Origin of the sequence: Vibrio sp. SG41-7, assembly GCF_014164465.1 — a bacterium.
GTDB lineage: Bacteria > Pseudomonadota > Gammaproteobacteria > Enterobacterales > Vibrionaceae > Vibrio > Vibrio splendidus.
Genome location: NZ_JACJFF010000083.1, coordinates 1 through 21,869 on the forward strand (window position 1 = coordinate 1; position 21,869 = coordinate 21,869).

Sequence of the window (21,869 nt, forward strand, 5' to 3'; positions counted from 1 at the left end):
CTATATCTAATCCGATCGTTATAGTTTTCATATGGACCTACCCTCAGTTAGATGATTGTGTTTAATATTCATCTTGGCGCATTGCGACGCCGTTTAGAAGGGTGGGTCCATTTCATTATTCCCTAGACTGACGAAGGAAGCAAGGAAGCAAGGAAGCAAGGAAGGAATCTCTAAAGAGCCAAATTACAGGCAATAAAAAAGGAGAACCGAAGTTCTCCTTTTCTTAAACCTTTAAGCTAACTCTAAATTATAGAGATGCTTTCGCTTTTTCAACTAGAACAGCAAATGCTGCTTTGTCGAATACTGCGATGTCAGCAAGAATCTTACGGTCGATCTCGATAGATGCTTTCTTAAGGCCATTGATGAAACGGCTGTAAGATAGACCATTTTGACGAGATGCCGCATTGATACGTGCAATCCAAAGTTGACGGAATTGACGTTTCTTGTTGCGACGGTCACGGTAAGCGTATTGACCAGCTTTGGTAACTGCTTGGAAAGCTACGCGGTAAACACGTGAACGTGCTCCGTAGTAACCTTTAGCTTGTTTTAGAACTTTCTTATGACGTGCACGAGCTTGTACACCACGTTTTACGCGAGGCATTATGCTTCTCCTAAACTAAACGAATTTATAAACTAAAAAGAATTAAGCGTATGGCATCATACGTAGAACTGCAGCCACTTCACATTTTGGAAGGATTGAGTTCGGACGAAGCTGACGCTTGTTCTTAGTAGTACGCTTAGTCAGGATGTGACGTTTACCAGCGTGCTTAAACTTAATACCACCAGCAGTTTTCTGGAAACGCTTAGCAGCACCTTTGTTGGTTTTCATCTTAGGCATGATGAATAACTCCGCATTGTTGAGTTGTTAATAACATAGTAATTAGGGCGAATAAAACCCTACAGCCTATGGCTGCAAGGTTTAATTACTTGTAAAGCCGTTAATTACTTCTTTTTAGGGGCCAACACCATGATCATCTGGCGACCTTCAATTCTCGTTGGGAAAGATTCGACAACTGCAAATTCTTCAGTATCGATTTTCAAACGATTAAGAACGTCAACACCGATTTCTTGGTGAGCCATTTCGCGGCCACGGAAGCGAATTGTTACCTTCACTTTGTTGCCGTCTTCAAGGAAACCAGTCAGGTTGCGTAGTTTTACCTGATAGTCTCCAATATCAGTTCCAGGTCGGAATTTAATTTCCTTGATCTGAACCTGCTTTTGCTTTTTCTTCTGCTCTTTCGCAGCTTTGCTCTTCTCGAAGAGGAACTTACCGTAGTCCATCACACGACAAACTGGCGGCTCGGCGTTAGGGCTGATCTCTACGAGATCCATACCAGCTTCATTTGCAGCTTCCATCGCTTCAGCGATTGTTACTACACCAACAGCTTCGCCGTCTGCGCCAGTTAGACGCACTTCACGAACGCCACGAATGTCACCGTTTAAACGGTGCTGGTTTTGTTTGGCCGGTTGTTGGCCACGTCTTCCGCCTTTAATAGCTATTCCTCCAGATTGAGCTTACGGTTTGAAACCTCGGCTTGGATGTATGAAATAAAGTCATCCACTTTAAATTTACCAAGGTCCTTACCTTTACGTGTACGTACTGCAATTTCGCCGGCTTCCATTTCTTGGTCACCACACACAAGCATGAACGGTACACGTTTCAAAGTATGTTCGCGGATTTTAAAGCCAATCTTCTCATTTCTCAAGTCTGCTTTGACTCTAAATCCACTTTTTTGCAGTTTTTTCGCAATTTCTTGTACATATTCAGACTGTTTGTCCGTAATGCCCATAACAATTGCTTGTTCTGGCGCCAACCACGTTGGGAAGAAGCCAGCGTATTCTTCAATAAGAATACCAATGAAGCGTTCTAGTGAACCTAAAATCGCGCGGTGGATCATAACTGGCGTGTGACGCTCGTTATCTTCACCTACGTAAGTTGCACCTAAACGTTCTGGTAATGCAAAATCGAGCTGCACTGTACCACATTGCCATGCGCGGTCCAAACAATCATGCAAAGTAAATTCAATCTTAGGTCCGTAGAACGCACCCTCGCCTTCTTGAATCTCGTATGCAATCTCCATCGCCTCAAGCGCTTGCTTAAGATCGGCCTCTGCACGGTCCCACATTTCGTCTGAACCTACGCGCTGTTCTGGACGAGTAGATAGCTTAACAACAATGTTTTCGAAACCGAAAGTTGTGTAAGTATCGTAAACCATTTCAATACAAGCTTTAACTTCTTGCTGAACTTGGTCTTCAGTACAGAATACGTGAGCATCATCTTGAGTGAAGCCACGAACACGCATAATGCCGTGAAGTGCGCCAGACGGCTCGTTACGGTGACATGAGCCGAACTCAGCCATACGTAGCGGTAGATCACGGTAAGATTTCAAACCTTGGTTGAAGATTTGAACGTGACCAGGACAGTTCATTGGCTTAATCGCGTATTCACGGTTCTCTGAAGAAGTAGTGAACATCGCTTCAGCGTACTTATCCCAGTGACCAGAACGTTCCCAAAGAACACGGTCCATCATTAATGGGCCTTTAACTTCTTGGTAATCGTACTCAGTCAGCTTCTGACGAATAAATACTTCTAGCTCACGGAAGATAGTCCAACCATTGTGATGCCAGAACACCATGCCTGGTGCTTCTTGCTGCATGTGGAATAGATCTAAGTGCTTACCGATTTTACGGTGATCACGCTTAGCCGCTTCTTCTAGGCGCACTAGGTGAGCCTTAAGCGCTTTTTTGTCGTGGAATGCAGTGCCGTAGATACGTTGAAGCATCTTGTTGTCACTGTTACCACGCCAGTAAGCACCCGCTACGTTAAGTAGCGTGAAGTGTTGGCAGAAGCCCATATGTGGAACGTGTGGACCACGACACATATCGATGTATTCTTCATGATGGTACAGGCCTGGACGATCGTCTTTAGAAACGTTCTCGTCCAAGATTTCGATTTTGTAAGTCTCGCCGCGAGCTTCGAATGCGTCACGCGCTTCCTGCCAGCTAACTTTCTTCTTAACAACCTGGTACTTGGTCTTCGCTAGCTCTTTCATACGCTTTTCAATCTTTTCTAGATCTTCTTGCGTTAGAGAGTGCTCAAGGTCGATATCGTAGTAGAAACCGTTATCGATGGTAGGACCGATCGCCATTTTCGCTTCTGGAAAAAGCTGCTTAATCGCGTGACCTAAAAGGTGAGCACAAGAGTGACGAACGATCTCAAGGCCATCGACTTCATCTTTAGCTGTGATGATTTCTAGGCTTGCATCGTTTTCGATAAGATCACAAGCATCAACACGCTCGCCGTCTACACGACCAGCAATGGTTGCTTTCGCAAGACCAGGACCGATTGATAGGGCAACATCTAGAGTTGATACAGGGTTGTCAAATTGACGCTGACTACCGTCAGGAAGAGTAATAATTGGCATTATTTGTCCTTTACAGTGGTGTTGCACACCAAGCAACACATGAAAATGTTTAATATATGTTTTTCAATCAACAAGTATGTCGATCGGAGATATATGCATAATAAAGATACCCACATAGAAGCAAATACAGATGCCCCATTTGTGAGTAGCCGAACATTGTAACGAAATTATATGAAATGACAATGTTAGTCCCACAGCGCCACAAAAACTACGTAACTTAAATGTCTCTTCTATATAGGACCTTTTAACACCCTAAGCTAACGTTCAATGATTGGTTCTTTGTCTCTATTTACAAACAAAAAAGCCGAACGGATAAGTTCGGCTTTAGAAATCGTACTGTCTTGTCTCTATTAATAGAAAGAGTAACTACTAACCGAGAGAGCAACTACGCACTCATGATTCTTGAGACGGCGTTGCGAATGTCTGAATCCGCCGCGTTCGCAGGCAAGCTGAATGAGATGTATTGGTCGCCGCGGAAGCTCATTGAGCGGTCGATTTCTGCTAGGCAGTGCACCATAGAGCCATCTACGATAAATGACAGCTCGATCTCTTTATTATTCATGAAGCCGCCGCTGCGAAACTCAATCTCTTGGTAACAGCCCGAACGAGAAGCAAAGCTGTTGCCTTTCAAGAAGCCCTTCTCTACGTCTGCTTTCACCATTGCCATACCCGATGCTTCCACGCCTTGGATGATTTTAGCCACTGTTGGCAGTGGGTGTACGGAGATAAAGTCACGGTCTTTAGGGTCAATCGCGAAGCCTATATCTAGGTTGGTTTCAACCCACACATGGCATTGGTTCATTTGTGCGTTCAACGCGGTGACTGGCGTTTCATCATTTAACTTAAGACGGAATGGAACCAGTTTGGTTTCACCCGGTTGGATAACGAAAGGCTCTACGGCTTGAATACGACCCAGTGAAAAGGTTTCGTAGCTGGTGCTGTCTTCCGTTTCTACTTTTACTTCTGTGTTGAGAACCAAGTTGATCAGGTCGATCTGTTGCTCAACGTCACCACCAACAATGTGAACATTGCCAGACAATTCTCCACCTTGGAAAACTTCAATATTATCTAAGACAGTATCAACCTTTGCTGCACCGATGCCCAACGAGGCCTTTAATTTCTTAAACATATTATTTCCCTTTCTAATTATCTGATTTACGAATAGTTATTGCGTGACAATTTGCGACACTTGCCTCACAGAATCAAGCAATTTGCCCCATCTATGTTGAATAAGGTCACATTGCCCGAGGAAATGTTGAAATCGTGAAAAATTCCGTTACTCTATTTGTATAGTCAAATAAGGTTTCATTATGTCGAAAGCGCCGCTCTACCTACAGATAAAACAGTTCATAGACGATAATATCAACAATGGTCACTGGCCAGTGGGTTACCAGATAACCACAGAACTCGAACTCACAGAGCAGTTCAATGTGAGTCGAATGACGGTCAATAAAGCCATTCGAGATCTGGTGTCTGAAGGCAAGCTCATCAGGAAACCAAGACTGGGGACTTTTGTTTGTGAACCAGACGAAAAAGCGCAATCTCCGCTGCTTGATATCAACAACATAGCGCAAGAGATCAAAGACCGAGGTCAAACGTATGCTAGCCAGGTTATCAAGCACAAGAGCATCAAGGCAGATGAAAGCACCGCGACACGGTTAGGTGTGATGATCAATGCCGAAGTATTCTATAGTGAAATCATCCACTTTGCTGACAACACACCGATTCAATTGGAAGCGCGCTGGGTGAACTCGCAAGCCGCACCAAAATACCTAGAGCAAGACTTTTCAACCTCTACACCCAATGAATACCTTTCAAAAAGCTGCCCGTTGAGTGCAATCGAGCACACGGTTGAAGCCATTATTCCTGACTCTCAAATCAGAACGTCACTAAAGCTATCTGAATCAGAGCCTTGCCTACTTTTGAATAGAAGAACATGGAGTAAAGAGCGCCTCATCAGCTTTGCATTGCTCTACCATCCTGGTTCTAAGTACAAATTAAGCTCCAAGATACTTCTAAATTAAAGAACATCATCCTGATCGCCGATCACATTTTTGCAACATCGACTTGATTCGGGTCAGCGTTTAGCCTATTTATTTGTATATACATTTAATGTTTAGCAAAGATCTAGGTGATTATGAATTTGATCCTCAAAAACGCACGAGTGGTCTCCATGAGTTCGGGAGTCGACGGTTATCAGCCCTCCTCTCCTCAAGATATCGTTATCGAAAGCGGTAAAATCGTGTCCATCTCTTGTTCAAACCAAGACGTACTTGCTTCTGAGTTAGAACAAGTAAGTATTGATGGTTCTTTGGATTACATCACCTATGATTGCAAAAACAAGTTAGTCACCCCTGGGCTGATTGATTGCCACACTCACCTCGTATTTGCGGGTAATCGTGCCAATGAATTTGAGCAGCGTTTGAATGGTGTGTCTTACACCGACATCGCCAAGCAAGGCGGTGGTATTTTAGCGACAGTAACCGCAACGCGCGCAGCACAAGAATCTGAACTGGTTGAAATGGCACTACCTAGGCTCGATGGCCTACTAAGAAGTGGCGTAACCAGCATCGAAGTAAAATCCGGCTATGGTTTAACTCTTGAAGATGAGCTCAAGATGTTACGTGCAGCCAAAGCGTTAGAGAATCATCGCCGAATTAAGATCACCACCACTCTCCTTGCAGCCCATGCTGTGCCACCCGAATATAAAGAACAACCGGACAGCTATATCGATCTGGTTTGCCAAGAGATCATTCCTAAAGCTGCAGAGCAAGGCCTAGCCGATGCGGTTGACGTGTTCTGTGAATCTATCGGCTTCAACCTTGAACAAACCGAACGTGTCTTTGCAGCAGCCAAAGCGCATGGGCTAGCGATTAAAGGCCACACTGAACAACTTTCGAATATGGGTGGCAGCGCGCTTGCAGCTAAATACGGCGCACTCTCTGTTGACCATGTCGAATACCTTGATGAAATAGGAGTCAAAGCACTGGCGGAATCAGGCACCGTTGCCACCTTGCTACCCGGTGCTTTCTACTTCCTGAAAGAGACTCAACAGCCGCCAGTCGCCCTACTTCGTGAACACAACATTCCAATGGCGATAGCGACCGACTTAAACCCCGGCACTTCTCCTTTTGCTGACTTAACACTAATGATGAACATGAGCTGCACCCTGTTTGGTACGACGCCTGAAGAAGCGCTACGCGGTGTAACTTGTCATGCTGCGGCTGCCATTGGCGAATCACAAACCAAAGGCAGAATTGAAATTGGTTATGCCGCTGATTTGGCTATCTGGAATATCGTTCACCCTGCCGACTTAAGCTATCAAGTTGGTGTTCCTCATCTGCATAAACGCATTGTTAATGGCGAGGTATGTCATGACTCAATCTAAATCCAACAGCATTCAAAAGAACGCAGAAACCGTACATAACTTCGTGTGGACTGGGCGTAATGATCTTGAAGATGGCGCACTCGGCACCCGCGTTCATCACATTACCAAGCAAGTGCAAAGTAGCGATTTAAGTAACGAGCTTACTGATGGCGCTATCGCCTTGGTAGGCTTTGCCAGCGATGCCGGTGTTGCAAGGAATAAAGGACGCGTGGGCGCGAAACAAGCACCCAACCTGATTCGCCAAGCGTTGGCTAATATGGCTTGGCACAGTGACGCGCACATCGCGGATCTTGGTGATATCGAATGTAATGATGGCCAGCTCGAAGTCAGCCAAAAACAGTGTGCGTCTGTAATTGCTAATGCTTTATCAACCAACAAAGTGATTACCCTTGGCGGTGGTCACGAGGTTGCTTGGGCATCGTTCCAAGGTCTTGCGGAACATCTAAATAAAATTCAATCAGAGCACAAACCTAAGATCGGTATCGTCAATTTTGATGCTCACTTTGATCTTCGCGAATTTGAAAGCAACATTACTGATATTAAACCGAGTTCAGGTACGCCTTTCAACCAGATTAGCGATTACTGCCATACACATCAGTGGCCTTTTCATTACGCTTGTCTTGGTGTGAGTGCGGCTAGTAATACCAAAGCGCTGTTTAATAAAGCAGACCAACTGGGCGTTTGGTATGAACACGACCGCAACATGACCCAAGTAAACCAAGTCGCTCAACTGGTTAAGTTACAAAAATTCATCGCTGAGTGTGATTACCTCTATCTCACTATCGATCTAGACGTATTTCCAGCGGCGACTGCGCCGGGCGTCAGTGCACCAGCGGCAAGAGGCGTGAGCTATGAAGCACTCGCTCCTTTTCTAGAACAGATTTTCCAACACAGTGAAAAACTCATTATCGCGGACATTGCGGAATACAACCCAGACTACGACGTCGATGGCCAAACGGCTCGATTGGCGGCACGTTTGTGTTGGGATATTGCCTCTGCAATGGCCAGCGACTAATCCAGCTATACCGATAACTACAACTACAACTACAACGATATAACGTGAAACAGAAGGAATTCCAAAATGACGGAACACCACAACAGTGACCCTCGTCTCGACACGACTCGCGAAATTCGCGCACCTCATGGCACCACATTGCGCGCTAAATCTTGGTTAACAGAAGCACCACTGCGTATGCTGATGAATAACCTAGACCCTGATGTGGCAGAACATCCACATGCACTGGTTGTGTATGGCGGTATCGGTCGCGCGGCACGTGATTGGAAATGTTATGACAAGATTGTTGAAGTATTAGAGCGTTTAGAAGACGACCAAACGTTGCTTGTTCAATCAGGTAAACCTGTAGGTGTGTTCCCAACTCATAAAAACGCACCTCGCGTACTGATCGCGAACTCAAACCTTGTTCCACACTGGGCGAACTGGGAACACTTCAACGAGCTCGATAAAGAAGGCTTGATGATGTACGGCCAAATGACCGCAGGTAGCTGGATTTACATTGGCTCTCAAGGCATCGTTCAAGGTACTTACGAAACATTTGTTGCTATCGCGAAGAAACATTTCCAAGGTGAAGCAAACGGCAAGTGGGTTCTAACGGGTGGTCTTGGCGGTATGGGCGGTGCTCAACCTCTCGCAGCGACTATGGCTGGCTTTTCAATGATCGCGGTTGAATGTGATGAATCACGAATCGATTACCGCTTGCGTACTGGCTATGTCGACAAAAAAGCCACCAGCATCGATGAAGCGATGGCAATGATTAAAGAATCAGACACACCTATCTCTGTTGGCCTACTCGGTAACGCAGCAGACGTATTCCCAGAGCTTGTTGAACGCAATATCACGCCAGACGTAGTGACTGACCAAACCTCTGCCCACGATCCGCTGAACGGCTACTTGCCGCAAGGTTGGACGATGGAGAAAGCGGCGCAAGAACGTTTAATTGATGAAGCGAAAGTAGTGAAAGCCGCTAAGCAATCAATGGCGATTCAAGTTCAAGCTATGTTAGATCTTCAGTACCGTGGCGCTGCGACCGTCGATTACGGCAACAACATTCGCCAAATGGCACTTGAAGAAGGTGTGGAAAACGCGTTTGATTTTCCAGGCTTCGTTCCTGCATATATACGACCTTTATTTTGTGAAGGCGTCGGTCCGTTCCGTTGGGCTGCCCTATCTGGTGACCCAGAAGACATCTACAAAACAGACCAAAAAGTAAAAGAACTGATTCCAGATAACCCACATCTACACAACTGGCTAGATATGGCGCGTGAACGCATTCAGTTCCAAGGCTTACCCGCTCGTATTTGTTGGGTTGGTTTGAAAGATCGTGAACGTTTAGGCCAAGCATTCAATGAAATGGTTAAAAATGGCGAACTAAAAGCACCAGTTGTTATCGGTCGTGACCACCTAGATTCAGGCTCAGTAGCGAGCCCGAACCGCGAAACAGAAGGCATGATGGATGGATCAGATGCCGTATCAGATTGGCCTCTATTGAATGCTCTGCTAAATACTGCAGGCGGCGCAACATGGGTTTCTCTCCACCACGGTGGCGGCGTTGGCATGGGCTTCTCACAACACTCCGGAATGGTGATTTGTTGTGACGGCAGTGAAGATGCATCACAGCGCATTGCTCGTGTACTTCACAACGACCCAGCAACAGGCGTTATGCGTCATGCTGATGCGGGTTACGATATTGCCAAGCAGTGTGCTAAAGAGCAGAAGCTTGATTTACCTATGCTAAACGAAGAACTTCGTCGCCTTTAATGTCTGGAGAGAACATGTTGAATTTATTACTTAAACCAGGACTTCTTGGCCTACCTGAACTTCGTAAGATTAGCCGTAGCCCTGTGAACTTATCACTCGATCCAGCAGCGATTCCTGATATAGAAGCGAGCATGCACGTAGTCGAACAAGTGATTGCTGAAGATCGCACTGTGTATGGCATCAATACGGGTTTTGGCTTGCTAGCAAATACCAAAATTGCCCCTGAAGATTTAGAAGTACTACAGAAAAGTATCGTGCTTTCCCACGCAGCGGGCATCGGCAAGTTCATGTCTGATGAAACTGTGCGCTTGATGATGGTACTTAAGATTAACAGCTTGTCTCGTGGTTACTCGGGTATCCGACTCAAGGTAATCAACGCTCTTATCGATCTAGTAAACGCGCAGGTTTACCCATGTGTTCCACAGAAAGGTTCAGTAGGAGCTTCTGGAGATCTCGCTCCCCTTGCACACATGAGTACCGTTCTGCTAGGTGAAGGCCAAGCACGTCACAACGGCAAAATCATCACGGGCTTAGAAGCAATGCAGATCGCAGGCTTGGAGCCAATCACACTTGCTCCGAAAGAAGGCTTAGCTCTGTTGAACGGCACACAAGCATCGACAGCCTTTGCATTAGAAGGTCTGTTCGCAGCTGAAGACTTGTTTGCGTCTGCAACCGTGTGTGGCGCGATGTCTGTTGAAGCCGCGCTGGGTAGTCGTCGTCCGTTTGATCCTCGCATACACCGCGTTCGTGGTCATCGTGGTCAAATGGATGCAGCACTTGCTTACCGCCATATGCTTGATCAAAAGAGTGAGATTGGTGAATCACACACTTGTTGTGAAAAGGTTCAAGACCCTTACTCGCTGCGTTGCCAGCCTCAAGTGATGGGGGCGTGTTTACAGCAGATTCGTAATTCAGCAGAAACCTTAAACATTGAAGCAAATGCCGTATCCGACAACCCACTTGTTTTCGCTGACGATGGCGACATCATTTCGGGCGGTAACTTCCACGCAGAACCTGTCGCAATGGCAGCCGATAACCTTGCACTAGCGATAGCTGAAATCGGTAGCTTGTCAGAGCGTAGAATGGCGTTGTTGATTGATAGTGCGCTAAGCAAACTTCCACCTTTCTTGGTCGATAACGGCGGCGTGAACTCGGGCTTTATGATTGCTCAAGTAACGTCTGCAGCACTCGCTAGTGAGAACAAAACCTTGGCTCATCCGGCGTCAATAGACAGCCTACCTACTTCTGCAAACCAAGAAGACCACGTATCAATGGCCACCTTTGCCGCTCGTAGGCTTAGATACATGGCTGAAAACACCCGTGGGATATTGGCAGTAGAATATTTAGCAGCAGCACAAGGGCTAGACTTCCGCGCTCCGAATCTATCTTCTCCTCGTGTGGAAGAAGCGAAACAGATTCTGCGTGAAAAAGTCAGCTTTTACGACAAAGACAGATATTTTGCTCCGGATATTGAACAAGCGAACTTATTGCTCAAATTATCCGTTCATAATCACCTAATGCCAGAAGGCACTTTGTGTAGCTTTTAAAGCAAAAACATTCTGAACAACACCCATTAGAGTGTCATATAAACAAGGGCTATTAATTAGCCCTTGTTGCATTGAGCCAAAGGCCATATCTCCCTTCAAATCGTCACATACCATCCAACGTATTTATCTAATTGACTGATATATAAGCAAAGTTAACTGGATAGACCATTAGAACGAAGTTAGTTAGCTATAATCCACCCCAGATTTGATGACTAATAGCGATACTATGTTTCTGACACCTTACTTTTCTACTGAAGACAATCAATTTCAATTCACTCGTGAACAGGCTAGCCACTTTGCTAAAAAAGTAGCCGCTGACTTCAACCCAATTCACGATGAAGACAACAAGCGCTTCTGCGTGCCTGGCGATCTTTTGTTTGCAGTACTTCTGCAAAAAGAAGGCATCAGCCAAAAAATGCGTTTTGATTTTTCAGGTATGGTGGGTAACGGTATTGCGCTAAGCGTTGACAACAAATGTGAGAAAGAAAGCTCACTGGTTGACGAGAAAGGCAAAGAGTACCTGCACATGTCTTGTGAAGGTGAAAAGAGCTACGATCAAGCATTCATCGAACACGTAGTAACAAACTACGTTAAGTTCTCTGGCATGAACTTCCCACACATCATGGTCCCTCTTATGGAAGAGCAACAGATGATGATCAACTGCCAACGTCCTCTTGTGATTTACGAGAGCATGGAAGTTGAATTTACTCGCCTAGACCTATCTCACCCAGAAGTAGAATTCTCTGGTGCGACTTTTGATGTTGAAGGCAAGCGTGGCATCGTGACACTGAACTTCGATTTCAAAGAAGACGGCGAAGTTGTCGGTAAAGGCGTGAAACGCATGGTAGCAAGTGGCCTTAAGCCATACGACCAAGCTTCTGTAGACGACCTAGTAAACCGCTTCAACGAGCGTAAAGAGATGTTTCTAGCTCAGTTCGCAGCTGCCGCTTAATCAGCATCCTTATTTACACATCTCGATGTAAATAAGCTCTAGAATAAGATCAATAAAGCCCAGCTTGATATCCTCAAGCTGGGCTTTTTTAGTACGTAACCATCAGTCACATAGTTTCGATGGTTATCCATTAAGCTTTAGTGATGGAAATGATTTTCGTACAATCAAACCACCGAAAAGGACGAGTAACCATTGCCAAGCCAGTGAACCACCGCTGCCACCGCCTGAGCTTTTTGCGTTCTGCGTGCCCTCAGACTTAGATATCTTTATCTCATCGGTATAAGCAAAGTTTTTGATCGTAACTCTGTCATCCCCGTAAGAGCCATACCAATCTTTCACATATTTAATCATAAGACTGTTGTTGGAATCCCTAACCATCGGCAGGTTCACTGAACCAGAAAGCTGACCTGATTCTTTATCGAATTCTTGACCGTTGATATAGAGCTCAAGGTAATCATGATCCAACTCAGACGATACCGTCACATCGAAAGAGACTGTCCCGGTCGGTATACCCTCTACAACCAACATTGTCGATTCGCTGCTACCTATTGATGGAGAGACGATTGTTGATCCTTCGGTACCCCACGCTTGTGTGCTGTAGACGCCACTGTTTGGTATGCTGACATAAGAGTTCACAGTATTCGTTACAGATCTCGCCCCTATAACAGAAACCGTTGAAGTAACCGTGCCTACCAACAAGTCAGTGTCAACATTAATACCAAATTCATGTTCACCGATTGAGTTTAGGTCGTAACTAACCACAACTTCACAGCTTTGCCCTACAGTTAAAATGCTACATCCGTTGTCTGTTATAACAGTATCATTACCTGAAATTGGATAAACACGGTTTACTGCAATGTTTTGATCAGATTTATTTGTGAATTCAAAGGTATGTGAAATAGGCGCCAATAATTTTGCTCCTAGCATTTCAATTTGACGGTAACTAAACCCTGCTTTCTGCTCATCAATCCAATCATCAAAGTGGCTAATGTTAGTATAGACACCGTAAGCGTTAGCTTCTGCACATCCTTTACCCCAGCTCACAATACCCAGTTGTTCATACGTTCCATTGGTCGAAACAACAATTGGACCGCCACTGTCACCCTGACACGAATCATAACCACCATCACTGTAACCCGCACAGAACGCGTCGCTACCAATAGAAGAGTAGCCACTGTAAGGAACAGTATTGCATTGGTACTGATTAACAAGGGGAACATTAACTTGATACAATTCACTCTTCGATGAATACCCATCGGATGCGTCCTGATCACCCCAGCCCATGACCGTTAGCATTTGACCATCATTCAGGTTACCGCGAACATAACCATCAACGAGATTAACCACAAACTCAGCTGGCTTTTCTACGAGCTCAATAATGGCTATATCATTGCCTGTCGCTACAGAGTTGTAATATTCATGTACATAAATATTATCAACAGCGTATCGATGTTGTGCAGCTTGAGAGGCAGAAAGGTTTGATACGCCAATCACCACATCTAGATCTTCACGACCATTACCTTCCACACAGTGAGCGGCAGTTAATACATATCGCTCACCAATGAAGCTCGCACCACAAAACTGACCGTCATAAGCGTTCACGTTCCTTGAGACTAGCGCAGCCATAAATGGCCAATTCTCTTGTGTTGCTTCTTTACCATTTATAATTCGAGCTGAAACATCTGCCAACACCGACGTTGAAGACAGACTCACTACACAGACACCTAGCGACAACCATTTCGCCTGAACAATTTTCATTACCTAGCCTTTATTCATTTTAATAATGAAGCGCAGACTATTTTATAAAAAATCAATATGAAACCCAAATCACATTAATTTGTGATATAGATCAACCAAACGATAATAATTCTTATCTAAATGGTCAATTGTATCTGAATCCACATCAGATCCAGCGCCTAACCTTTTGTTTGTAATCAACATATTCCGCACCGAATAATTGCTCTAGAGCGCGTTCTTCTGGCTTAATTTGGAACTGATTCATGTAGATTACGAATACAAAACTGAGTAAGACACTGAACAGGTTTTGGAAGAAGTAACCAAAGCAAAATAGCAGGATAAACAACCCTAGATACATTGGATTTCGCGTGTAGCCAAAGATTCCACTGTCCACGACTGCAGACGCGGTTTCGACTTTAATCGGGTTAACGGTGGTTTTCTGTTTTCGGAATTCCCATATGCCTGATATTCCAATCACACCACTCAATATGATCCCGACGCCTAGCACAACCATTCCATAAGGTAATGCCAGTGTCCCTTGGCTCAACTGCTGAGCACAGAAGTATGATGCTACGAATACAATAATGAACAGTGCAACGGGTGGTACTTTTAATTCTAGAAATTTCATACTTTTCCTTATTAACATTCCTTTGTTAGTTTAGAAAAAAGCCCAGCAATTGCTGGGCTAAATGTATTAAAGAATTTTTGCTAGCGCCTGTAATGGGTGAGCAAGTTTCTCTCCTTCAAAACGCTTCACTTGGCTACGGCAAGAATAACCCGTCACCAAACAACGATCTTTTGGTAAGTCCTGCATTTGAGGTTTCCAGCTTAAACCGTATATGTCTTTCGACATTTGCAGTTTATCCACTTCATGGCCGAAAGTACCCGCCATACCACAACAGCCGACAGGAACGCTGGTTAACGCAGCACCAAAGTGTTTAAAGATAGCGCCCCACTCTTTTTCCGCATTTGGCATCTTGGTCTTCTCTGTACAGTGAGCGAACAAGTACCACATCTCTTCACTTGCTGAGCGCGCTTCGAACTCACCTAACGATGGCATTAACCATTCATGAACGGTGAGCACATCAAAGTCGCCACGCTTGTCACCTAAGATCTCGACGTATTCATCGCGATAACAAAGTACCAGTGCAGGATCAACACCCACCAAAGGAATACCGATATCCGCCACCATCGACAAGAAATCCGATGTAGATTTCGCCTCACGAGCAAAACGATTTAAGAAGCCCTTAATGTGCAGCGCTTTTCCATTGGGTTTGAACGGCAGCAGTACCGGTGTTTTACCAAGCTTCTGAGCCAGAGTAACGAAATCTTCGACTACCTCTGCATCATAAAAGCTAGTAAACGGGTCTTGAACGATAAGTACATGCTGTTTCTTCTGCTCAGAAGACAAGCCTTCTAAGTACTGTAAGTCGAAGAGTTGCAGTTCTTTACTCGCCAGACGATTTTTTAGCGTAGGCACCGACATCAATGGTGCATCAACATAACCGACTGTTTTAGCCGTTGCGGTTTGTATCCACTTTTGACCCAATGCTGCGTTAACAACCTTTGGTGCTTTCGCCATTAACGGCAGCATGGTTTCAATGTTGGCAACTAAATAGTCTTTTGCTGGGCGCTGATAACGCGAGTAATAGATGTTCAAGAATCGAGAACGGAAACTCGGCACATCGACTTTAATCGGACACTGGCTCGCACACGCTTTACATGCAAGACAACCATTCATCGCTTCGTGAACTTCATGCGAGAAATCGTATTCATGGCGTTTGTTCATCGTGTTACGAACACGCTCAACCATGGTTTTAACCGGAGTATTGTCCTTCAGCGCTTCCTGCTCTAAATCGAGAATATCGACGCCTTGTTCCGTTAACTGACGCAACCACTCTCTTACCAAACCTGCGCGGCCTTTTGGTGAATGACGACGGTCTGCAGTGACTTTCATCGAAGGACACATTGGCGAGCTCGTATCGTAGTTGAAGCACAAGCCGTTACCGTTACATTCCATGGCTTGTTTGAAGCTATCACGAACTTGTACGTCGATCTGACGGTCGTAGAAGCCGCGCTTGGTATCGGTGACTTTCACCAATTCAGCGTCGCTTTCTAACGGCGTACAGATCTTGCCTGGGTTCATCTTGTTGTGCGGGTCAAAGGCTGCTTTAACACGTCTTAACTCAGTAAACAGCTCTTCACCAAAGAAGTCAGGGCCATACTCAGAACGGAAACCTTTACCGTGCTCACCCCACATCAAGCCGCCGTATTTAGCCACCAGCTTAACCACTTCATCAGAGACTTCGTGCATCAGTGCTTCTTGCATCGGGTCACACAGATCAAGTGCCGGACGAACGTGTAATACGCCCGCATCAACGTGACCAAACATGCCGTAGTTGAGCTCTTTTGAATCGAGCAGCACTCTAAATTCAGAGATGAAGTCGGCCAAGTTTTCCGGTGGTACACAGGTATCTTCAGCAAAAGCGACTGGCTTAGCTCGACCTTTCGCCGCACCTAACAGACCCACCGCTTTTTTACGCATGTTGTAAATTCGGCCAATGCTCGCCAAATCGCTGCATACTTGGAAACCAATCACACCGGCTTCTTCGGTTTCAAGCATGCTTTCAAGTTGTGCAGTCAGCGCTTGAACTTGTTGTTCAACTTCTGCTTCATCTTGGCCTGCAAACTCAACCATGTTGATGCCAAGCATCTCTTTATTGGGAACATCCATAAGCAGGTCGCTCACGGTGTGCCAAACGATGTCTTGCTTTGCTAGGTTCAATACTCTTGAATCAACCGTTTCTACAGACAGCGCTTTCGCTTCTACCATGAACGGCGCATTACGCAGCGCAGAGTCGAACGTGTTGTATTTCACGTTGACCAGCGTTCGCGCTTTGGGAATCGGCGTTAGGTTGAGCTTTGCTTCCGTAATGAAGGCTAATGAGCCCTCTGCACCACATAGGACGCGAGTCAGATCAAAGCTGTCGTCTTGTTCGTTGATTGCGTTCTTTAGGTCGTAACCTGTTAAGAAGCGGTTCAATGGTGGGAATTTATTAAGAATTTGAGCGCGCTTGTCTCGACAAACTGCCTCAGTAACCGCAAGGGCATGGTGAGCAAATTCACCCTCAACTGGCAAGCCGTGTGATAAATCAGACTCTAAACAAGAACCATCCGCGAACACCGCTTGTAGCGACAACACATGGTCAGACGTTTTTCCGTACTTCAACGACCCTTGGCCCGAAGCATCGGTATTGATCATGCCACCTAAGGTTGCTCGGTTACTGGTAGAAAGGTCTGGAGAGAAAAAATAACCGTAGGGACGTACCGCATCATTCAATTGGTCTTTAACGACGCCAGACTGAACTCTTACCCAGCCCTCTTTCTCGTTAATCTCAAGAACCTTATTCATGTATCGTGAAAGGTCAACCACGATACCTTTCGTCAACGATTGTCCGTTAGTTCCGGTACCGCCGCCACGAGGGGAAAAGGTCACGCGTTCGTAAGCGGATTTAGCACCCACCTGACCGAGCAACACAACGTCTTGAGTTGTTTTAGGAAGTATGACCGCCTGCGGCAATTGCTGATAGACACTGTTATCAGTCGCCACAGCCAAACGGCTAGAATATTGAGATTCAATGTCGCCAGTAAAGCCCGCTGTTTTTAGTTCATCTAAAAAGCGTACGACTACTGGATCGACATCAGCATTAAGTTGAAGTCTTGGTAACATTTGCTTCCTGCCCCTACTTCGCTGATCCAATCAGCATTGGGTTATCTGAGATTTTTAATAATTTTCTTTGAATTTCGTCACTTTACTACTATTAAGATCATATAAAAAGGTGATCAAATCAGAATCTCAGTGCAAGAATGGAGAAATAGTCACTTTCGTCTTAATTCAGTCCAATATACTGAATAACATTTTGTTTAAGACATCTCCATGAGCACATCACAATGAAAAAAAACAAAACAGTCACAACTGAAGATATTCTTCTTAAGCTATGCCAATCAGTCTCAAGCGTACTCACTTCAGCGACGGCTTCTCAGGTGTCCTATTCAGCTATGGTTCAAAAGATCAACAAGACAAGTCTGAAGCCAGACTTTGGTTGTTTCGTCTTATTTGACGGTGGCTTTTCTGGTCTTGTTGTCATCAATTTTACGTCTAAAGCCGCGCTAGAGATCTATACCAATTACATGCGTAACATGGGTATGCCAGAAGATGAGCTGGCGGTACTGCACACTTCAGACGAAGTGGGCGATGTTTTAGGTGAGTTAATGAACCAGTTAGTTGGTGATTTCACCAATAAGATCCGTAAAGAACTGCAAACCAACATCACACAGAACCAACCGAAAATGCTGGCATTGAACAAGCAAGTAAACCTATCTGTTGATACTAACCTCGATCGTCCACAAGCCCGTCGTGTGACCTTCTCGACAGCAAACAACAACATCTTCTATCTAGAGCTTGCAATGGATAAGACAGAATTCATCCAATTGGAAGAATTTGAGATCGCTGAAGACGAATGCCCAGACAGTATTCTTGAGGCTACTCAGAAAAAAATGCAGGAAGCGAATAAGCCCGCTCAAAGTTCAGGTAATGATTCTGCAGCCGATCTACTCGATGAACTTGGTATCTAGTTTGCTAATGCTCTAGTTAATCCGGAAAATCGTGTCACTAACGCCATCAATACGCTTGATGGCGTTTTTGTATTACCCAGAAGCCATCTCTTCCATCCTTCATAAATGGCTCACCGCGTAATAACAAATGACTTTTGACTTTGCTGTTACCTGCCAAAACATGTAAAATGTCGGACTTTTCAAAATTTGCGGTAATGATTAAGTAGTCGATGGATAAGAAAAAAGCCCTAAAGAAAATTGCCAAGTGCCTTGAGCTTGGAAATTCTGCGAACGTCAATGAAGCGGCCAATGCGATAAAAATGGCGCATAACTTGATGCTGAAATATGGTCTCGAGAAAGACGATATTGAATTTATCAAGATGGGGAAAACTCAGTCCAGTCACCTGTTACCTGCAAATATCAGCTCTACACTGCTGCGTGTTATTCGCGGTATTAACACCAAGTTTGGCGTAGAAGCCGTATTACTGAACCACAAAGGCCTTAAGCGTGTGGAGTTCATTGGTGAAGCTGATCGAGCAATCTTTGCTGCCTTTGCTTTCGATATTATTTATCGCGAATTGAACGAGCATACGGGTCAATTCAGAAACAGCTTTGCAGGATCTGGTACAGGAACTCTCGAAGTCACTCGTCGTGTGAACTCTTACGTCTCTGGTTGGGTAGAAGGTGCGCTTGAAAAGTTGCCAATCATTACCCCGGACGACGAGTCAAACAACAAAATCAATAACTACATTGATAAAGAATTTGAAAATATTGACCGTGAAACCTTCAAACAACAACTCAGAGAAGCGATGAAAAACCTCACCGCTGACTATGAAGTTGGTTTGAAGAAAGGTCGTAAGCTTTCGGTAAACCGCCCTGTTGGCGGAACTCAAGCGGCTAAAAAAATCACCAAATCGTAGAGCATGCCATTTAGCTAAATCATAATGCTTGCTCTTTACATTTCCTCAGCACATTGTTAAAACCATCAATAATACTTATAGGACTATATGTTTGTCATTCGCAATCCATGCGTTTGACAGAAGTACATGATGGAGAAATACGTTGAAAAAAATCACACTAGCCCTAGCGCTTACTGTCGCTCTAACGGGTTGTCAGGCAACTCAACGCCAAAATGCTACAACAGGCGAATCTGAGACGAACTCTGCAACTCAAGGCGCTCTAATTGGTGCAATCGCTGGTGCCGTTGCTGGTGCTGCTACTGGTGACGATTCTAAAGATCGCCGTAAACGTGCACTCATCGGTGCTGCTGGTGGCGCCGCAGTTGGTGGTGGTATCGGTTACTACTTCGACCAACAAGAAGCTGCACTTCGTGAAGAACTCATGAACTCTGGTGTTCAAGTTGAACGCGTTGGTGAGAACCAGCTTCTACTTCGCCTAGAAAACGGCATTGGTTTTGGTTCTGGCTCTTACGCTTTAGAGTCTAGTATTCACAACACACTTCGCGGTGTTGCTCGTATCTTAGTTGAATACCCAGACACTAGCCTAGTGATCGACGGTCACACTGACAGCACTGGCAGCGAGTCGTCTAACCAAATCCTTTCTGAGCGTCGTGCTGAATCTGTTCGTGCATTCTTGATCTCTCAAGACGTTGCTGCAGGTCGTGCCATTGCTCGTGGTAACGGTGAACGTTACCCTCTATGTGACAACAACACGTCTCAAGGTCGCGCTTGTAACCGTCGCGTAGAAATTCAAATATTGCCGCTTAAGTAGCACGGTTAAAGCCCAGTTACCTTTATCTATTGAATTAACCACTATATAGTTGCTTGTCATTCGTATCGCTTATTTTAAGCGTTACGACTTAACGCTCAGCCACATAGCGTATTCATACTGACATATCGATTCTGGGCTTTTTACGAGACTTATCTTTTGCTGATCCTATCCAACATTCTGTCATCATCACTTCTTAGAGCTCTATTTCTAGCCCTCATCTTTTCCACAATACCGTTGTCCACCACACATTTCGTGCACGCAGAAAGCAGTGATGAATTTTCATTAGCTCCACAATTTCAAGAGTCACAACCTCAAGATCCAGTTTCTCAATACCAATTAGCTCAAGCTTATGAATCGGGTATCGACGTTCCTGTTAGCACTAGTGATGCATTGTATTGGTACACGCAGTCAGCAGAAAATGGCAACCCAAACGCGCAATTTAGACTGGGTGAATGGTACTTGGCAGGAACAGGTGTTGAACAAAGCAACAAGCTAGCTTTAGAATGGTTTATCAAATCAGCATTGCAAGGTAACAAACGCGCCTCAGTTGAGGTCGCAAAGATCTATGAGTCCTCACTTGAAAAAGATCTACTCCAACCATTAGATGCAGCACAGCTATGGTATGAAGCGGCCCTAAAAGACAACCCTGATGCAGAAGATGGTTACAATCGCGTTCTCGAAGCCCAATTCAACCAACAACGCGCTAAGCAGATCTCTTCGATTGAGCAGCTCAATGACAACGTCAGTGCAGAAGCCAATACGAATCAACCAAGTACCTTCCCTTCGGCACTAACTTCTAGAGACCAAGCAACACGTTCTAACCTAACAAACTCTGACTATATGCTCGGCGCAGTACTGGCCGTTTTAATTGCAATAGTAAGTATCAGCGCGACTCTGGTTGTATCGCGAAAGCGACAGATTCTGAAGTCTGGTGAGTTAAATCAGCAACAGCAGACACTTGAAGCGCAACTTAGCGCGAAAGACTTCACCATTAAGCAGCAAAAGCGCCAACTTCAGACTATCTATAACGAACTGAAGAAGCAGAAAAACAACAAGAGCTTGAACAGTTTTCAGGTAGCTTGTGCGCTATTTGGCTACACGCCTAGCTCAATTCCGGACCAGAAAAGCATCAAGATACGATACAAACAATTATCAAAGATCTACCATCCAGATGGTCACGGATGTGACGAAGAAATGAAACGTTTGAACAATGCGCTAAAAACCATTTTACAAAATGTTACAAAACCGTAAACAACTACACATATTAAATTTGCAAGGTCGCAAAGATATCGATTTTATTAGTGTTGCAATCGATCCCCCTCTCAAAAACGGGTAACAAACTATTAACTAATGGGTCTTACTTGTGTCATAATTTGCGCCGAAAATACACCTGACTTAAACAGGTGAGGAGAGAATATGTTCACAATAGAAGGCGTTTGTGATTGGTGCAAAAAGCCAAGCCTAGTTAAAAAGCACGACTACCTAGATGGTAAGTGTCATCATGCATGTAAAGAGTGCAATGATATTGCAACCATTGATGTTCGCCAGTTCAATATTGGTGAAATGGAAATGAGAGCAAAACTCTCCCAAGCGACATTGAGATAAGCAACACCGTTGAAATATAAGAAAGCGCCTAAGGCGCTTTTTTTGTGTCTGTGGTTTTAGATCTTCTCTCTTCTCTCTTCTCTCTTCTCTCTTC

At 44.9% G+C, this 21,869-nt stretch carries 19 protein-coding genes; 11 read left to right on the forward strand and 8 right to left on the reverse strand.

Going from position 1 to position 21,869, the window contains the following annotated elements:
- Nucleotides 1–247: 247 nt before the first annotated feature.
- The 5 genes from rplT to H5300_RS18730 form a co-directional block, all read right to left on the reverse strand.
- The gene (rplT, locus tag H5300_RS18710; RefSeq protein WP_004733517.1) at nt 248–601 is read right to left on the reverse strand and encodes a 50S ribosomal protein L20; all 354 of its coding nucleotides are present in this window, start codon (nt 599–601) and stop codon (nt 248–250) included.
- A 42-nt stretch (nt 602–643) separates the two neighbouring features.
- Nucleotides 644–838 (reverse strand): 50S ribosomal protein L35, encoded by a 195-nt coding sequence (gene rpmI / locus H5300_RS18715; protein ID WP_004733518.1) that lies wholly within the window; start codon nt 836–838, stop codon nt 644–646.
- A gap of 104 nt (nt 839–942) precedes the next feature.
- Nucleotides 943–1,494, reverse strand: a complete 552-nt coding sequence (gene infC, locus H5300_RS18720; RefSeq protein ID WP_076646145.1) for a translation initiation factor IF-3 — start codon at nt 1,492–1,494, stop codon at nt 943–945.
- 2 nt (nt 1,495–1,496) lie between these two features.
- Nucleotides 1,497–3,425, reverse strand: a complete 1,929-nt coding sequence (gene thrS / locus H5300_RS18725) for a threonine--tRNA ligase (RefSeq protein ID WP_029222173.1) — start codon at nt 3,423–3,425, stop codon at nt 1,497–1,499.
- 385 nt (nt 3,426–3,810) lie between these two features.
- Nucleotides 3,811–4,554: a sporulation protein gene (locus H5300_RS18730; protein WP_017063601.1), complete on the reverse strand. Its 744-nt coding sequence runs from the start codon at nt 4,552–4,554 to the stop codon at nt 3,811–3,813.
- A gap of 181 nt (nt 4,555–4,735) precedes the next feature.
- Between H5300_RS18730 and hutC the strand changes: the two genes are divergently transcribed.
- The 6 genes from hutC to H5300_RS18760 all read left to right on the forward strand — a co-directional run bounded on the left by hutC (nt 4,736) and on the right by H5300_RS18760 (nt 12,088).
- Entirely contained in the window at nt 4,736–5,449 is a 714-nt protein-coding gene (gene hutC / locus H5300_RS18735; protein WP_182796592.1) for a histidine utilization repressor, read from the forward strand.
- Nucleotides 5,450–5,562: 113 nt separating this feature from the next.
- Nucleotides 5,563–6,813: an imidazolonepropionase gene (hutI, locus tag H5300_RS18740; RefSeq protein WP_182796593.1), complete on the forward strand. Its 1,251-nt coding sequence runs from the start codon at nt 5,563–5,565 to the stop codon at nt 6,811–6,813.
- Entirely contained in the window at nt 6,800–7,828 is a 1,029-nt protein-coding gene (gene hutG, locus H5300_RS18745) for a formimidoylglutamase (protein ID WP_182796594.1), read from the forward strand. The genes hutI and hutG overlap by 14 nt, the downstream gene beginning before the upstream one ends.
- Nucleotides 7,829–7,894: 66 nt before the next feature.
- Nucleotides 7,895–9,589 (forward strand): urocanate hydratase, encoded by a 1,695-nt coding sequence (hutU, locus tag H5300_RS18750; protein WP_061021576.1) that lies wholly within the window; start codon nt 7,895–7,897, stop codon nt 9,587–9,589.
- 14 nt (nt 9,590–9,603) lie between these two features.
- Nucleotides 9,604–11,136: a histidine ammonia-lyase gene (gene hutH, locus H5300_RS18755; protein ID WP_017085756.1), complete on the forward strand. Its 1,533-nt coding sequence runs from the start codon at nt 9,604–9,606 to the stop codon at nt 11,134–11,136.
- 226 nt (nt 11,137–11,362) lie between these two features.
- Nucleotides 11,363–12,088: a DUF3581 domain-containing protein gene (locus H5300_RS18760; RefSeq protein ID WP_102498251.1), complete on the forward strand. Its 726-nt coding sequence runs from the start codon at nt 11,363–11,365 to the stop codon at nt 12,086–12,088.
- 123 nt (nt 12,089–12,211) lie between these two features.
- Here the strand turns inward: H5300_RS18760 and H5300_RS18765 are convergent, their stop codons facing one another.
- The 3 genes from H5300_RS18765 to H5300_RS18775 form a co-directional block, all read right to left on the reverse strand.
- The gene (locus H5300_RS18765) at nt 12,212–13,840 is read right to left on the reverse strand and encodes a trypsin-like serine protease (protein WP_182796597.1); all 1,629 of its coding nucleotides are present in this window, start codon (nt 13,838–13,840) and stop codon (nt 12,212–12,214) included.
- A 151-nt stretch (nt 13,841–13,991) separates the two neighbouring features.
- Nucleotides 13,992–14,453, reverse strand: coding sequence for an isoprenylcysteine carboxylmethyltransferase family protein (locus H5300_RS18770; protein WP_102454278.1), 462 nt, complete (start codon nt 14,451–14,453; stop codon nt 13,992–13,994).
- Between the two features lie 66 nt (nt 14,454–14,519).
- Entirely contained in the window at nt 14,520–17,555 is a 3,036-nt protein-coding gene (locus H5300_RS18775; RefSeq protein ID WP_182796595.1) for an FAD-binding and (Fe-S)-binding domain-containing protein, read from the reverse strand.
- 221 nt (nt 17,556–17,776) lie between these two features.
- Between H5300_RS18775 and H5300_RS18780 the strand changes: the two genes are divergently transcribed.
- The 5 genes from H5300_RS18780 to H5300_RS18800 all read left to right on the forward strand — a co-directional run bounded on the left by H5300_RS18780 (nt 17,777) and on the right by H5300_RS18800 (nt 21,775).
- Nucleotides 17,777–18,460, forward strand: coding sequence for a DUF3334 family protein (locus H5300_RS18780; RefSeq protein ID WP_004733423.1), 684 nt, complete (start codon nt 17,777–17,779; stop codon nt 18,458–18,460).
- A 209-nt stretch (nt 18,461–18,669) separates the two neighbouring features.
- Entirely contained in the window at nt 18,670–19,359 is a 690-nt protein-coding gene (locus tag H5300_RS18785; protein WP_004733422.1) for a DUF2786 domain-containing protein, read from the forward strand.
- 142 nt (nt 19,360–19,501) lie between these two features.
- Nucleotides 19,502–20,170 (forward strand): OmpA family protein, encoded by a 669-nt coding sequence (locus H5300_RS18790; protein WP_004733421.1) that lies wholly within the window; start codon nt 19,502–19,504, stop codon nt 20,168–20,170.
- A 156-nt stretch (nt 20,171–20,326) separates the two neighbouring features.
- Nucleotides 20,327–21,421: a tetratricopeptide repeat protein gene (locus H5300_RS18795; RefSeq protein WP_182796596.1), complete on the forward strand. Its 1,095-nt coding sequence runs from the start codon at nt 20,327–20,329 to the stop codon at nt 21,419–21,421.
- Nucleotides 21,422–21,586: 165 nt separating this feature from the next.
- Nucleotides 21,587–21,775: a hypothetical protein gene (locus tag H5300_RS18800; protein WP_004733419.1), complete on the forward strand. Its 189-nt coding sequence runs from the start codon at nt 21,587–21,589 to the stop codon at nt 21,773–21,775.
- The last annotated feature ends 94 nt before the right edge of the window (nt 21,776–21,869 follow it).